The sequence below is a fragment of the Paraburkholderia fungorum genome (assembly GCF_046027215.1).
Taxonomy (GTDB): domain Bacteria; phylum Pseudomonadota; class Gammaproteobacteria; order Burkholderiales; family Burkholderiaceae; genus Paraburkholderia; species Paraburkholderia fungorum_D.
On sequence record NZ_JAQQEN010000001.1, the window covers coordinates 3,151,116 to 3,164,921 of the forward strand.

Here is a 13,806-nt window from a genome sequence, read left to right on the forward strand (position 1 = left end):
AGTAGGCTTGGGTTTATCGGCGCATACGCCTTGTCCTGGCCACTCCGGCGGCACCATCATGAAGAAACCCGAAGCTCGCATCGAACCGTACACGCACCCGGCCGCAGGCTGGGGCGCGCTCAAATACGTCGCGATCAACCTGATCAAGGAAAAGGTCACGGGCGGCAACTATCGCACGCTGCTCAAGCAGAATCAGCCGGACGGCTTCGATTGCCCAGGCTGCGCGTGGCCGGATCGCGAACATGCGTCGACTTTCGAGTTCTGCGAAAACGGCGTCAAGGCAGTCGCCGCCGAGGCGACCAGCAAACGCGTGACGCCGGCATTCTTCGAAGAGCACACGGTCGCCGAACTGATGGACCAGTCGGATTTCGAGCTGGAACAACACGGCCGCCTGACCGACCCGCTCGTCTACGACGCGATGCGCGACCGTTACGTGCCGATCGGCTGGAACGAAGCCTTCGACCTGATTGCGAACCACCTGAAGCGCCTCGACGATCCGGACCGCGCCGCCTTCTACACGTCGGGCCGCGCCAGCAACGAAGCCGCGTTCCTGTATCAGTTGTTCGTGCGCATGTACGGCACCAACAATTTCCCCGACTGTTCGAACATGTGCCACGAAGCGACTAGCCGCGGCTTGCCGCATACGGTCGGCATCGGCAAGGGCACGGTTACGCTCGACGACTTCGAACACGCCGACACGCTGCTGATCTTCGGCCAGAATCCGGCGACCAATCACCCGCGCATGCTCGGCGAACTGCGCGAGTGCGCCAAACGCGGCGCGACCATCGTGTCGATCAATCCGCTGAAGGAACGTGGCCTGGAGCGTTTTGCGAGCCCGCAGCATCCGGTGGAAATGCTGACCATGGGCAGCACGAAGATCAGTTCGGTGTTCATCCGGCCGAAGGTCGGCGGCGATTTCGCGCTCATCAAGGGTGTCGCCAAACGCGTGATCGAGCTCGATGACGAAGCGCAGCTCTCCGGTCTCGAGCGCGTGCTGGATGTCGCGTTCATCGCCGCACACACGGTCGGCTTCGAAGCGTTTGCCGACGATCTGCGCGCCGAAAGCTGGGACACCATCGTCGCCGAAGCGGGTGTACCGTTCGAAGCGGTGCTGAAGCTCGCCGACATCTATGTGAAGGGTCGCGCGGTGATTTCGACCTGGGGCATGGGCCTCACGCAACACAAGAATTCGGTGCCGACGGTCCAGCTGCTGTCGAACCTGATGATGATGCGCGGCAATATCGGCCGGCGCGGCGCGGGCTTGTGCCCGGTGCGCGGACATTCGAATGTGCAGGGCGACCGCACGGTCGGCATCGAAGAAAAGCCGACTCAGGCGTTTCTCGACCGCCTCGGTGAAGTCTACGATTTCGAGCCGCCGCGCGAACACGGTCTGGACGTCGTCAATGCGATCCAGGCGATGCTCGACGGGCGCGTGAAGGTGTTCATCGGACTCGGCGGCAACTTCTCGATCGCGACGCCGGACACGCCGCGCACGTGGGACGCGATGCGCTCGTGCGATCTGACGGTGCATATCACCACCAAGCTGAATCGCAGCCACCTCGTGCACGGCCGCGACGCATTGATTCTGCCGACGCTCGGGTGCACCGAAATCGATTTGCAGAATGGCGTGGCGCAGGGGGTGACCGTTGAAGATTCGATGAGCATGGTGCACATCTCGTACGGCATGAACAAACCGGCCTCGGAGAATCTGTTGTCGGAGATTGCGATTGTCGCGAGGATGGCGCACGCCACGCTGGGCAGCGGCAAGGTCGATTGGCTCGCGCAGGCGGCCGACTACGCGCTGATCCGCGACGGCATCGCGAAGGTGATCGACGGCTTCCAGGACTACAACGAGCGCCTGAAGAACCCAGGCGGCTTCCATCTCGGCGTGGCCTCGCGCGAGCGAATCTGGAAAACGCCGAGCGGCAAGGCGCAGTTCATGGTTCACGCGATTGCCCTCGACACGCCGATTCATCGCGCGCGCGCGGAACATGGCGAGCGCTTGATGACCTTGATGACGACCCGTTCGCACGACCAGTACAACACGACGATTTACGGCCTCGACGACCGTTATCGCGGCGTGTACGGCCAGCGGCGTGTCCTGTTCGCCAACCGGGACGATCTGGCGATGCTGGGTTTCGTTGCGGGGCAGCGCGTGGATATCACGAGCGTGTGGGCGGACGGAGTCGAGCGTCGCGCCAATGGTTTCCTGCTGGTCGAGTACGACATTCCGCGCGGCTGTCTGGGTGCTTATTATCCCGAGACGAATCCGCTGGTGCCGTTGTCGTCGGTTGCCGACGGCGCGGGGACGCCGACTTCGAAGTCGATTCCGGTGCTGTTGACGGCGTCGGTCGCTGAGGCGGTTGCGGCCTGAGGCTGGCTGTCCGACGGTTGGGGTTTCAGGCCTGCCGCTTGACGCTCAGGCCTGGTGCTTCGACAGATCGCGATGCGTCAGGTACAGACGCAGATCGAATTCGATCTGGTGATAGCCCGGTTGCATGAATTCGCAGAGGCGGTAGAAGGCCTTGTTGTGATCGCTTTCCTTCAGGTGCGCGAGCTCATGCACCACGATCATTTTCAGAAATTCCGGTGCAGCCGATTTGAACAGCGAGGCAATCCGGATTTCTTTCTTCGCTTTCAGCTTGCCGCCCTGCACGCGGGAAATGCTCGTGTGCAGGCCTAACGCGTGGCGCAACACGTCGAGCTTGCTGTCGTAGGTGACTTTGTCGATCTGCTCCGCACTGCGGAGATGTTCACGTTTGAGCTCAGCGCAGTAGGCGTACAGGGCTTTGTCTGTTTGTATCTCGTGCGTGTTGGGATAGCGGCGCGCCAGGTAGGAGCCCAGTTGCTCGTCGGCGATCAGCTTTTTCACCTTCTCTTGCAGAGGGGATGGATAGCCGGTCAGATATTTCAGGTGGTGCATGATGGGATTCTTGCCGCTTGGGCGACGACGTTATCAGTTCGCCTGCTGGCGGCGAGGCGCCCCGGTCAGCGCAGGTTGTTCTCGCAATCCGTCCAGAGCCGCAGCGGATCCCGATGAAGCGGATACTGCCTGTCGAGCCACGCCGAAAGTTTGACCCAATCCGGATGATGGGTACCGGTTTGCGCAGACCAGATCGACGATCGCTCGAGAATGTGGCCGTTCTCGCGATCACGTATAAGCAGGCTGCCGAGACCGTTCGAACTGTTTTCCTGCGATTCCACCCGATAGCGCGGCATGATCCTGAACTCGGCATCTTCCGCCCAACCGTACAACCCACGGACCACCCCGGTCGCGTCCCGCAACTCCACCGGACCGCTTGCGGGCCTGACGGCCGACCAGCCCTCCGGAAACTCCGCGACGAGCTCGTTTTTGGCTTCCCTGACCCATTTCATACGCCAGGCTCGCTCCATCGCCTCGCGCACGCGTGCGGCCGACTCATATCCGGGTGGCACTTCGATTCCCATGGGCAGGCTGACGAGGTTCTCTTTCCAGAGCGCTTTTTCGCCACGATCGCGCCGCTCCACGGCCTCGAATGGCGCGTCTCCGAACGGGTTATCAGGCCGGCTGCCGACGTGGGCGCCACTAGGCTTCAAGTCGGGGAACAGTCCGTCCGCATTCTGACGGGTGAGCTTCGGCTTTCCATTTTTCATTGGTCTCTCCGCTCTGTAGCGATCGCATGAACACCCAATCTACCTTAATTGGACGCCAGTGCCGGCATCGGCCGACAGAGGCATGCCTGGCGGCTGTTGCCAAAATGATGGGAGAGCTCGGGTAGCAGCGTGGTGCCGGGGACCGGACTTGAACCGGCAAGCCGTGAGGCGGCGGATTTTAAGTCCGCTATGTTTACCAATTTCATCACCCCGGCAGGGGTCAGAACCGCGTGTGGACGCGAATTCTACCACTGCCCGGCACCCGCACCAAACGCGCGAAAATCAACCCCGCAGCGGCGCCCCCACCCCGGTCCCCTGCCCGCCCCGGAACAAAATCCAACGTCATTCGGCAGTCACAAACCTTCCCGATAATCCGCTCACGAAAACGTTTACACCCAAAGCGGAAACAATGATCCCAACGATCAAGGATGTCGCCGCCCACGCGGGCTTCTCCATCGCCACGGTCTCGCGCGCCATCAACGCGCCCCACACCGTGAATCCCGTCACGCTCGAAAAGGTGCGTCAATCCATCGACGCCCTCAACTTCCGCCCAAGCCCGCTAGGCCGGCAATTGCGCGGCGAGCGCACGCGCCTTATCGGCGTAATCCTGCCGACGCTCGCCAACCCGGTGTTCGCCGAATGCCTGCAAGGCATCGACGAACTCGCGTCAGCGCAAGGCTACCGGCTGATGCTGATGACCACCCAATACGACGCCGATCGCGAACGCCATGCGATCGAAACCCTGCGCGAACATCGCGTGGAAGGCCTGATCCTGACCGTTGCCGATGCCGACACGCACCCGCTGCTCGACGACCTCGACCGCGCCGGCCTGCTCTACGTGCTGATGCACAACGACACGGTGCGGCGCCCGTCAGTCTCGGTCGACAACCGCCTCGCCGCGTTCGATGGCGTACGCATGCTGATCGCCCACGGCCATCGCCGCATCCTGATGCTGGCCGGAACGCTGGCCGCCTCGGACCGCGCCCGGCAGCGCCATCTCGGCTACGCCCAGGCGATGCAGCAAGCCGGCCTCACGCCCGCGCCGGCGCTCGAAGTCGATTTCAATGCCGAGGAACTGGCGCCGTCCGTGCTCGCGCATCTGACGAACGGCCCGAACCGCCCGACCGCCCTCTTCTGCAGCAACGATCTGCTCGCCATGGTCGTGATGCGCGGCCTGCGCCGCGCGCGTCTGCAGATTCCGCGCGACATGTCGATTCTCGGCTTCGACGGCCTTGGCATGGGTGAATTGCTATCGCCGCCTCTGTCCAGCGTCCGTGCGCCGAACCGCGAGATCGGCTGCGCGGCGTGGCAGCGTCTGCTGACCCGCGTGAATGGCACCTACGATGCGTTCGGCGAACCATCGCTTGCCCTGACGCTGCCGCACAGCTTGCGCGAAGGCGCCACCATCGCGGCGATTTCGAATCACGACGAGGCCGTCCCGGCGCATTCCAGCGTGGCCGCGGCGAAGCACGTTACCTGACCCACATTCCAATCTGAACCACCTGCACTTGCTCATCTGGAGACCCGCAGTGATCCACCCTAGCTCACGCCTCGCATCCGACCTGCGCAAACTCGTCCGCACGACCGCGGCCGCCCTGTCGGCCACGGCTGCCGTCGCCGTTGCGCTGACCAGCTTCACCCTGCCGCAAACGGCCCACGCCGAAGAAACCGCGATCTGCTACAACTGCCCGCCAGAATGGGCCGACTGGGCCAGCCAGATCAAGGCGATCCAGCAAAAGACGGGGATTCGCGTGCCGTTCGACAACAAGAACTCCGGCCAGTCGATCGCGCAACTGATGGCCGAGCAGAAGAGCCCGGTCGCCGACGTCGTGTATCTCGGTGTGTCGTCAGCCTTCCAGGCAAAAGACAAAGGCGTGATCCAGCCATACAAGCCCGCGCATTGGGACGACATTCCGGCGAACCTGAAGGACCCGCAAGGCTACTGGTTCACGATCCACTCGGGCACGCTGGGCTTTTTCGTCAACAAGGACGCACTCGAAGGCAAGCCGGTGCCGCGCTCGTGGGCCGACCTGCTGAAACCCGAATACAAAGGCATGATCGGCTACCTCGACCCGTCGAGCGCGTTTGTCGGCTATGCCGGGGCGGTCGCGGTGAATCAGGCGCTCGGCGGCACGCTCGACAACTTCGAGCCGGGCCTCGACTGGTTCCGCAAGCTGAAAGCCAACGCGCCAATCGTGCCGAAGCAGACCGCCTACGCGCGCGTGATGTCCGGTGAAATTCCCATCCTGCTCGACTACGATTTCGACGCCTACCGTGCAAAATACAAGGACCATGCGAACGTCGAATTCGTGATTCCGAAGGAAGGCACGATCTCGGTGCCGTACGTGATGAGCCTCGTCAAGGGCGCCCCGCACGATGCGAACGGCAAGAAGGTGCTGGATTTCGTGCTCTCCGACGAAGGCCAGAAACTATGGGCCGAAGCCTATCTGCGCCCGGTACGCGCGAATGCGATGAGCCCGGAAACCGCCGCGAAATTCCTGCCTGCAAGCGAATACGCGCGCGCCAGGCCGGTCGACTTCGGCAAGATGGCCGAGAAGCAGTCGAGCTTCGGCGAGCGTTATCTACAGGTGATGCATTGAACGACATCACGTTTCCGCTACGCTGGCGCATCGCCTTGATCGCGCCGGCGCTGGCGGTTTTCATCGCGTTCTGGCTGCTGCCGATGGGCGCGCTCGCACAGATCAGCGGCGACGGCCACGCATTTGCAACCTACCGCGCGATGCTGACGAACCCGCGCTACATGTCGAGCCTCGGCGCGACGGTGGTGTTATCCGCCATGGTCACCGCGGTGACGCTGGTGCTTTCTGTTATTGCCGGATTGCTGCTGGCGCGCCGCGAGTTTCCGCTTAAACGCACCTTGCTCGCCTTGCTGACTTTTCCGTTGGCATTCCCAGGTGTCGTGGTCGGCTTTATGGTGATCATGCTGGCGGGACGCCAGGGTTTGATCGGTGCGCTGTCGCTCAAGCTCACCGGCGAACGCTGGGTGTTCGCGTACTCGATGAGCGGCCTCTTTCTCGGCTACCTGTACTTCTCGATTCCGCGCGTGATCGTCACCGTGATGGCGTCGGCAACCAGACTCGACGCCTCGCTTGAAGAAGCGGCGCGCTCGCTGGGTGCGTCGCCGTGGCGCATTACGCGCGATATCGTGTTGCCCGCGCTGTCACCCGGTTTGATCGCGGCGGGCGCTGTGTGCTTCGCAACCGCAATGGGTGCATTCGGCACGGCCTTCACGCTCGCCACCGACATCGACGTGCTGCCGATGACCATCTATACCGAGTTCACGCTGAACGCGAACATGGTGACGGCAGCGGGCCTGTCGATCGTGCTCGGCATCGTCACCTGGCTCGTGCTGGCGTTCGCGCGCAGCGTGAGCGGCTCGGCGGTGGCGGCCAGCGCATAAGCGGTGTTTCCAAACCAGACGACAGGACCTCGATGAACGCCGTCATTGCCTCCATCGAGCCGGCTGCGAAGCCGCGCTGGTGGCTCAGCTTGTCAAACGCGAGGACGTGGCTCGCAGCGGGCCAGTGGCTCGTGACGCTACTGTTGTGCGCGTTTCTGATCGTGCCGGTCGCGATGTCGATCGTGGCCGGACTGACCGTCAATTACTTCAAGGGCGTATCGAGCGGACTCACGTTGCGCTGGCTCGCCGAAGTGTGGACGCAATATCACGACTCGGTTTTTCTTTCGCTCGAAGTGGCGGCGGCGACCCTGCTGATTACCTTGCTGACGGGTGTGCCGGCCGGTTACGTCCTCGCACGCAGCAAGACACGCCTGTCGCGCATCATCGAAGAATTTCTGGTGCTGCCGATCGCGCTGCCCGGTCTCGCTTCGGCACTCGCACTGCTGGTGGTCTACGGCGGTTTCACGATGTTTCGCATGAGCGTCGCGTTTATTGTGGTCGGGCATGTGGTGTTCACGCTGCCCTTCATGGTCCGCGCGGTCGCCGCGGTGTGCGCGAGCAGCGATCTGCGTACGCTCGAAGAAGGTGCGGCGAGCCTCGGCGCGAGCTTCTTGCAGCGCTTCATGACCGTGGTATTGCCGAATGCGCGGCCTGGCATCGTGGCCGGCGCATTGGCGGTGCTGACGCTTTCCATCGGCGAATTCAACCTCACGTGGATGCTGCATACGCCCGATACCAAAACGCTGCCGGTCGGCCTTGCCGATACTTACGCGTCGTTGCGCATCGAAATCGGCAGCGCATACACGATTCTGTTTTTTATCATGACGATGCCGTTACTCGTCGCCATGCAATGGCTCGGCGTCGATGCAACCGGCCAGCGCAGCGCGGCAAAGAAACGCGTCGATGCTTCTCGCTCACAGGCCACGCCCAAGCCATGAAACTCGCTTCCATTCCCATCACGCTCACACAGTGCGCGAAGACGTTTCGCGGCACCCGCGTACTCGAACCGCTTGATCTGCAGATCGGCGCCGGCGAAACGCTGGTGCTGCTCGGCCCGTCCGGTTGCGGCAAGACCACCACGCTGCGCATGATCGCGGGACTCGAAACACCCGATGCGGGTGGACGTATTGCATTTGGCGACGAAGACGTCACCACACTGCCGATCGAGAAGCGCCAGGTCGGCATGGTGTTCCAGAGTTATGCGCTGTTTCCGAATCTCACGGTACGCGGCAACATCGGTTACGGACTGAAAATCAAACGCGTGCCGGCCGACACCGCGCGGCAACGCGTCGACGAATTGCTCGCGATGATGCGGCTGAGCGCTCATGCCGACAAACCGATCGAGCAACTTTCCGGCGGCCAGCGCCAACGCGTTGCACTGGCTCGCGCCCTCGCGGTCCAACCCCGCGTGCTGCTACTCGACGAACCGCTCACCGCGCTCGATGCGCGTTTGCGCGACACCTTGCGCAGCGAGATGAACACGCTGCTGCGCGAACTCGGCATCACGACCGTCTATGTGACGCACGATCAGGCTGAAGCGATGGAACTGGGCGACCGCATTGTCGTGATGAGCGCCGGGCGTATCGAGCAGAGCGGCACGCCGCGCGACATCTACTACCGCCCCGCGAATCGCACCGTCGCGCAGTTTATCGGCACGATCAACCGGCTGGCCGGCGAGCGGCGCGATGGCCTTCTGACGACGACGGGCGGCGCTGTGCCGCTGCCTTCCGGCCGTGCCAACGCGAGCGACGCGCACGAATTCTTCTTCCGTCCCGAGGACGCCTATCTCGCCGACCCGGCCAACGCGCAACTGCGCGGTAACGTCGAAAGCACGGCGTTTCTCGGCGAGCGTACCCGCTTGACGATTGGCGGCGCCGCGCCAGACCCGTTGCTGATCGACGTGGCGGGCCGTGTCGAACTGGCGCGCGGCACGCCGGTCGGTATTTCGATCGCGCAGGATGCGCTGATTGCGCTATCGTAATAAGGCTGCGCCCGGCTTTTTGCGCGCCACAAAAAAAGGACTTCCCCATGCTGCTGGCTCAAATTAGCGACCTGCATATCAAACGGCCCGGCGCGCTCGCTTACCGGCGTGTCGACACCGGCGCCTACCTCGCACGCTGCATTGCCGCGCTCAACGCGCTGGAGCCACGCCCCGACGCGGTGATCATGACCGGCGATCTGGTCGATCAGGGCGATCCGGAACAATACGAGCATCTCAAGACGCTCCTCGCGCCGCTCGAGATTCCCTACTTCCTGCTGGTAGGCAATCACGACGAACGTGCCGCCTTGCGCGCGGCGTTTCCCGATCGCGCGGAATTGCGTAGCGGCGGCGAGTTCGTGCACTACGCGGTCGATATCGGTCCGCTTCGCGTCATCGCGCTGGATTCGCTGGTGCCCGGCGAAAGCGCCGGCAATCTGTGCGAGCCGCGGCTCGCGTGGCTCGCCACGCAACTCGATGCCGCGCAGGGCAAGCCGACGGTGGTCGCGTTGCATCATCCGCCGTTCGTCTGCGGAATCGGGCATATGGATGAATTGCGGCTCGACCCGGCTGCGGCCGAAAAACTCGCGGCGCTGATTGCGCGCTATCCGAATGTGGAGCGGGTGATCTGCGGACATGTGCACCGGCCGATGTTCGTACGCTTTGGCGGCACGATCGCGTCAGCGGTGCCGGCGCCCGCGCATCAGGTCGCGCTCGATCTGCGTGAGGATGCGCCGTCCGCGTTCGTGATGGAACCGCCCGCGTATGCGCTGCATCGCTACGATCCGGCCACGGGCATCGTCACGCATCATGCGTATGTCGACGCCGCGGATGGGCCGTATCCGTTTTACGAGCCTGAGGGCGATCTGATCGACTGATCGACGGCTGATGCGGCCGCTTCAATCGGCGACAAAAGTCGCGCGTACGCGCCGGGATAGTCTGAAGTATGGTATCCCGAGCGCGGCGACCACGACGGCCTGCACGAAACCGTCGAATGGAATGCGGATGTCGATACCGATCGTCTGGGTCATATGGTCGCCAAGAAGATAGGCGCCTGTGCGCATGACGACGATCGCGAGCAGCCACCCTTGAACCTGAACGGGAAAGCGTGCCGATTTACGCCACGCAAGCAATAGCAACCAGCCCGCGCCGGCGACGGTGAACACCCCGATGATCGCGTCGAAACCGGTTAATGCGATCACGGCGCGGTACCAGCCATGCGTTTCCGGGCGAATGAATACCGCGAGCAGTTCCCATTCCAGCATCAGCTTGAGCGGATCGCGCAGGGCAATCGCGGTAAAAATCACCCACGCGGCGAGGCTGAACAGCACAAGCAGCAGACAGCCGCCGATTCGGCGGGATTCAGGTTTCGTGGTGAGGGTCATGAAATCGGTCGCGTTGGTAGGATCTTCTGGCAGGCGACGATTCTACGAACGGAAACGGAACGGCCATCTCATTTTGTCGGCGAGTGCTGATGCGCGCCTTTCGCGTGACTTCGTCTTTGCGTCTGCTGTGCGTCGGACTGCGCTCGACGTTGAGCGGGCGCCTTTTTCCGGTTCTCCGTGGCCCGCAGCACGATCCGCCCTGCTCCGGTATGATCGGCACGCTTGAGGATCGCGCATGGGCGCGTCCATCGACCGCTCTCGTCATGTCCACTTCTGAAACCTCCCCTGCCGCATCCGCCGACCGGTCGTTGCGCGCGCTACTGCTTCTGCTTGCGACTATTGCCGGCGTGGCGGTTGCGAACATCTACTACAACCAGCCCTTGCTCGACGACTTCCGGCAGTCGTTTCCGCGCAGTGCGTCATGGGTTGGCGTGGTACCCGCGGTGACGCAACTCGGCTATGCGGCGGGGATGTTATTGCTGGCGCCGCTTGGCGACCGCTTCGACCGACGCAGGCTGATCCTGTTGCAGATCGTGGGCATGTGCGCCGCGCTGCTGGTAGCGGCGGCCGCGCCGACGCTGCCGGTATTGATCGTCGCGAGCCTGGCGATTGGCGTGCTCGCCACGATTGCGCAGCAGGCGGTGCCGTTCGCGGCCGAACTCGCGCCGCCGTCACAGCGCGGCCAGGCCGTCGGCACGGTGATGAGCGGGCTGCTGCTGGGGATTCTGCTGGCGCGGACCGCGGCGGGTATCGTCGCTGAATATTTCGGCTGGCGCGCGGTGTTTGGCGCGTCTATCGTCGCGCTGCTCGTGCTGGCGATGGTGATCATTTTGCGTTTGCCGAAGAGCCAGCCGACCTCGACGTTGCCGTACGGCAAGCTGCTGGTATCGATGTGGCATCTGGTGGTCGAACACCGGGCGTTGCGCGAGGCGTCGCTGACTGGGGCGGCGATGTTCGCGGCGTTCAGCATTTTCTGGTCGGTGCTAGCGTTGTTGCTGGCGGGCGCGCCGTTTCATCTTGGGCCGCAGGCGGCCGGGCTGTTCGGAATTGTGGGCGCGGCGGGGGCGATGGCCGCGCCGCTGGCCGGCAAGTTTTCCGACCGACGCGGGCCGCGGGCCATTATCACCGTGTCGATTGTGCTTGTTGCGATTTCCTTCGTGGTGTTTGGGTTTTCGGCGACGAGCATTGCCGGGTTGGTAGTTGGCGTGATCGTGCTGGATGTTGGCGTGCAGGCGGCGCAGATTTCGAATCAATCGAGAATTTACGCGCTGAAGCCCGACGCCAGGAGTCGGGTGAATACGGTTTATATGGTGGCTTATTTTATCGGCGGCGCCGCTGGGTCCGGGGTCGGCGCGTTTGTGTGGCCGATCTTTGGATGGGTTGGGGTTAGTGTTGCTGGGGTTGGTTTTGCCGGGCTGGCAGCATGGAATCATTTGGGCCCTTTCGGGCGGGAAGGTTAGGGGTTTTTTTTTTGGCGGCGGCATTTCCTTGTGCCTGCGGCGTTGGCCTTTCCTTGTTTTCTTATTGGTTTATTAGTGTTCCCCCTGTGCGGGGGGGCACCTACTTTTCTTTGCCGCCGCAAAGAAAAGTAGGCAAAAGAAAGCGGCTCAAACCGCCAACTTTTAAGTGGGTCCCCTGGCTTGGAGGGGCTGGTGGTGCGATAAACGGATCACACCTCGGTCCATAACGGTCTGTGACACAGCCGTCATCCGCTCCCACTCCGCACTGCGTGCGTCGCGGATGGGTCTGCCAGGGAAACCGGGTGCTTCGTTTGCGCGTAGCGGGGACCATCGGCTTCGCCTCGGCGAGGCGCCGAAATACGCCGGAAATTTTAGAATCCAGTGGCTGGTTCGATGAAGTATCGCATCGGCGCGCGTAGCGCCGCCGGAAGCATGACGGCCTGGTCACTCACGAGAGCAGGTGCGCAGGCTCAATCTCTACGGAGCCACGACACCCTCCAAGCCAGGGGAGCCGCTTAAGAGTTAGCGGTTTGAAGCCGCTTTCTTTTGCCTACTTTTCTTTGCGGCAGGCAAAGAAAAGTAGGTGCCCCCCCGCACAGGGGGAACACTAATAAACCAATAAGCAAACAAGGAAAGGCCAGAGAAGCCAGAAGCAGGAAATGCCGCCGCCAAAGGCAAAAACCCCTATCTAGCGCTACGCGCAAAAGCATACTCATGTAAAGCATCAATCACGCGATCAAACTCAAACGACTTGTCGAAAAAAAACCTAACCCCATACTGCGCGCATCGCTCCCGATAAGCCGGCAAAGCATGATTGGTCAGCACCGCGGCAAACACCGAATCAATCAGCCCTTCGCGCTGCAAATAAGCCAACACCGGCACCCCGGACCCCTGCTTCAATTGCAAGTCCACAATCACCGCATCGAAAGTCTCATCGCTTAACAACGCAATCGCCTGATCCGCGGAATCCGCATACGCGGCCACCCGCAAAAGACCGGAAGCATCGATGGCTTCAACCAGACTGCGCCGGATCAGCGCCGAATCCTCGATCAGCAACACCCGCAACGGCGTTGCACCGGAAGACTGAGGAAGAGAAGATGGATCGCCGTTCATTGGACTATTCGATCAAGCCATTCTTGATCGCGTAGTAAGTCAGGTCGGCATTGTTCGCCAGCCGCATCTTTTCCAGCACCCGGGCCCGGTAGGTACTCACGGTCTTCACCGACAAATGCAATTCCTCCGCAATGTCAGTCGGAATTTGTCCCGCAGCAAGCTTGCAGAAAATCTGGAACTCACGCTCGGAAAGCGCTTCGTGTGGCCGGCCCGCCGCCGGTTTGTCGAGGTTGTCGGCGAGCGTGTCAGCTACCGCCTCCGACAGATAGCGATGCCCACGCGCAACCGCGCGAATCGCTCGTACAATCTCGTCCGGCTCGCAGTCCTTGTTCAGATAACCATTGGCGCCGGCGCGCAGCAGATTGATCGCGTATTGGCTCTCGGGATAGCCCGACAGAATCAGCACGCCCTGCTCCGGGCGCACCTGCTTGATCACCCGTAAGGTGTCGATACCATTCTTGTCCGGCATCGCGATGTCGAGCAGCACCACGTCGAACGCCTGCTCACGGACAAGGCTAATGGTCTCGTCACCCGTGGCGGCTTCGGCCGCGACGCACATATCCGGCTCGTCAGCGACGAACTGCCGGAACCCACCTCGGACGATCGCATGGTCGTCAGCTATCAGTACTCGAATCATCGGTTTGGTGTCCGTGCAATGGAAGCGCTCCAACGCAGACATTGTAATGACCTCCGGCATCGTCGCAGCCGGAAATGTGAACCCGGTGGAACACGGATCTAACCCGCGGGCCAGCAAGACGTGCGCGGGACACCTTCCAGACCCACCCGCGCCAGCCAAGCCGCCCGCAAAACGCGGCA

General features: G+C 62.4%; 13 protein-coding genes and 1 tRNA gene. 8 read left to right on the forward strand and 6 right to left on the reverse strand.

What is annotated here, in order from left to right; genetic code table 11:
- Nucleotides 1–58: 58 nt before the first annotated feature.
- Entirely contained in the window at nt 59–2,374 is a 2,316-nt protein-coding gene (locus PQR27_RS13950) for an FdhF/YdeP family oxidoreductase (protein ID WP_408524209.1), read from the forward strand.
- A gap of 45 nt (nt 2,375–2,419) precedes the next feature.
- Here the strand turns inward: PQR27_RS13950 and PQR27_RS13955 are convergent, their stop codons facing one another.
- From PQR27_RS13955 to PQR27_RS13965, 3 genes are all read right to left on the reverse strand, one after another.
- Nucleotides 2,420–2,923: a YgjP-like metallopeptidase domain-containing protein gene (locus tag PQR27_RS13955; RefSeq protein WP_408524210.1), complete on the reverse strand. Its 504-nt coding sequence runs from the start codon at nt 2,921–2,923 to the stop codon at nt 2,420–2,422.
- A gap of 65 nt (nt 2,924–2,988) precedes the next feature.
- Nucleotides 2,989–3,633: a hypothetical protein gene (locus PQR27_RS13960; RefSeq protein WP_408524211.1), complete on the reverse strand. Its 645-nt coding sequence runs from the start codon at nt 3,631–3,633 to the stop codon at nt 2,989–2,991.
- 130 nt (nt 3,634–3,763) lie between these two features.
- A tRNA-Leu gene (locus tag PQR27_RS13965) sits at nt 3,764–3,848 on the reverse strand.
- Nucleotides 3,849–4,042: 194 nt separating this feature from the next.
- Here PQR27_RS13965 and PQR27_RS13970 point away from each other — a divergent pair.
- Genes PQR27_RS13970 through PQR27_RS13995 form a run of 6 tightly spaced genes read left to right on the forward strand, consistent with a single transcriptional unit; the run spans nt 4,043 to nt 9,910 of the window.
- A complete protein-coding gene (locus tag PQR27_RS13970; protein ID WP_408524212.1) occupies nt 4,043–5,113 on the forward strand; it encodes a LacI family DNA-binding transcriptional regulator in 1,071 nt (356 codons plus the stop codon).
- Nucleotides 5,114–5,162: 49 nt separating this feature from the next.
- Entirely contained in the window at nt 5,163–6,233 is a 1,071-nt protein-coding gene (locus PQR27_RS13975) for an ABC transporter substrate-binding protein (RefSeq protein WP_408524213.1), read from the forward strand.
- Entirely contained in the window at nt 6,230–7,054 is an 825-nt protein-coding gene (locus PQR27_RS13980) for an ABC transporter permease (RefSeq protein ID WP_408524214.1), read from the forward strand. The genes PQR27_RS13975 and PQR27_RS13980 overlap by 4 nt, the downstream gene beginning before the upstream one ends.
- Nucleotides 7,055–7,086: 32 nt before the next feature.
- On the forward strand, nt 7,087–7,992 hold the full coding sequence (locus PQR27_RS13985; RefSeq protein ID WP_408524215.1) for an ABC transporter permease: 906 nt from the start codon (nt 7,087–7,089) through the stop codon (nt 7,990–7,992).
- Complete coding sequence (locus tag PQR27_RS13990) at nt 7,989–9,035, forward strand: ABC transporter ATP-binding protein (protein WP_408524216.1); 1,047 nt, start codon at nt 7,989–7,991, stop codon at nt 9,033–9,035. The genes PQR27_RS13985 and PQR27_RS13990 overlap by 4 nt, the downstream gene beginning before the upstream one ends.
- Nucleotides 9,036–9,082: 47 nt before the next feature.
- Nucleotides 9,083–9,910, forward strand: coding sequence for a phosphodiesterase (locus PQR27_RS13995; RefSeq protein WP_408524217.1), 828 nt, complete (start codon nt 9,083–9,085; stop codon nt 9,908–9,910).
- Between the two features lie 21 nt (nt 9,911–9,931).
- Here the strand turns inward: PQR27_RS13995 and PQR27_RS14000 are convergent, their stop codons facing one another.
- The gene (locus PQR27_RS14000) at nt 9,932–10,417 is read right to left on the reverse strand and encodes a DUF2569 domain-containing protein (protein WP_408524218.1); all 486 of its coding nucleotides are present in this window, start codon (nt 10,415–10,417) and stop codon (nt 9,932–9,934) included.
- A 263-nt stretch (nt 10,418–10,680) separates the two neighbouring features.
- Here PQR27_RS14000 and PQR27_RS14005 point away from each other — a divergent pair, with 263 nt between their 5' ends.
- Nucleotides 10,681–11,877 carry an MFS transporter gene (locus tag PQR27_RS14005; protein WP_408524219.1) on the forward strand — a complete coding sequence of 399 codons (1,197 nt, stop codon included), beginning with the start codon at nt 10,681–10,683 and terminating at the stop codon, nt 11,875–11,877.
- A gap of 684 nt (nt 11,878–12,561) precedes the next feature.
- Here the strand turns inward: PQR27_RS14005 and PQR27_RS14010 are convergent.
- A complete protein-coding gene (locus PQR27_RS14010) occupies nt 12,562–12,990 on the reverse strand; it encodes a response regulator (protein WP_408524220.1) in 429 nt (142 codons plus the stop codon).
- Nucleotides 12,991–12,994: 4 nt separating this feature from the next.
- Entirely contained in the window at nt 12,995–13,627 is a 633-nt protein-coding gene (locus PQR27_RS14015) for a response regulator (protein ID WP_408496292.1), read from the reverse strand.
- Between the last annotated feature and the right edge of the window lie 179 nt (nt 13,628–13,806).

Bases quoted from the DNA above. Each gene is read 5' to 3' on its own strand.
- PQR27_RS13950 (WP_408524209.1), top strand. From the start codon at position 59: ATGAAGAAACCCGAAGCTCGCATCGAACCGTACACGCACCCGGCCGCA.
- PQR27_RS13955 (WP_408524210.1), bottom strand. From the start codon at position 2,923: ATGCACCACCTGAAATATCTGACCGGCTATCCATCCCCTCTGCAAGAG.
- PQR27_RS13960 (WP_408524211.1), bottom strand. From the start codon at position 3,633: ATGAAAAATGGAAAGCCGAAGCTCACCCGTCAGAATGCGGACGGACTG.
- PQR27_RS13970 (WP_408524212.1), top strand. From the start codon at position 4,043: ATGATCCCAACGATCAAGGATGTCGCCGCCCACGCGGGCTTCTCCATC.
- PQR27_RS13985 (WP_408524215.1), top strand. From the start codon at position 7,087: ATGAACGCCGTCATTGCCTCCATCGAGCCGGCTGCGAAGCCGCGCTGG.
- PQR27_RS13990 (WP_408524216.1), top strand. From the start codon at position 7,989: ATGAAACTCGCTTCCATTCCCATCACGCTCACACAGTGCGCGAAGACG.
- PQR27_RS13995 (WP_408524217.1), top strand. From the start codon at position 9,083: ATGCTGCTGGCTCAAATTAGCGACCTGCATATCAAACGGCCCGGCGCG.
- PQR27_RS14000 (WP_408524218.1), bottom strand. From the start codon at position 10,417: ATGACCCTCACCACGAAACCTGAATCCCGCCGAATCGGCGGCTGTCTG.
- PQR27_RS14005 (WP_408524219.1), top strand. From the start codon at position 10,681: ATGTCCACTTCTGAAACCTCCCCTGCCGCATCCGCCGACCGGTCGTTG.
- PQR27_RS14010 (WP_408524220.1), bottom strand. From the start codon at position 12,990: ATGAACGGCGATCCATCTTCTCTTCCTCAGTCTTCCGGTGCAACGCCG.
- PQR27_RS14015 (WP_408496292.1), bottom strand. From the start codon at position 13,627: ATGATTCGAGTACTGATAGCTGACGACCATGCGATCGTCCGAGGTGGG.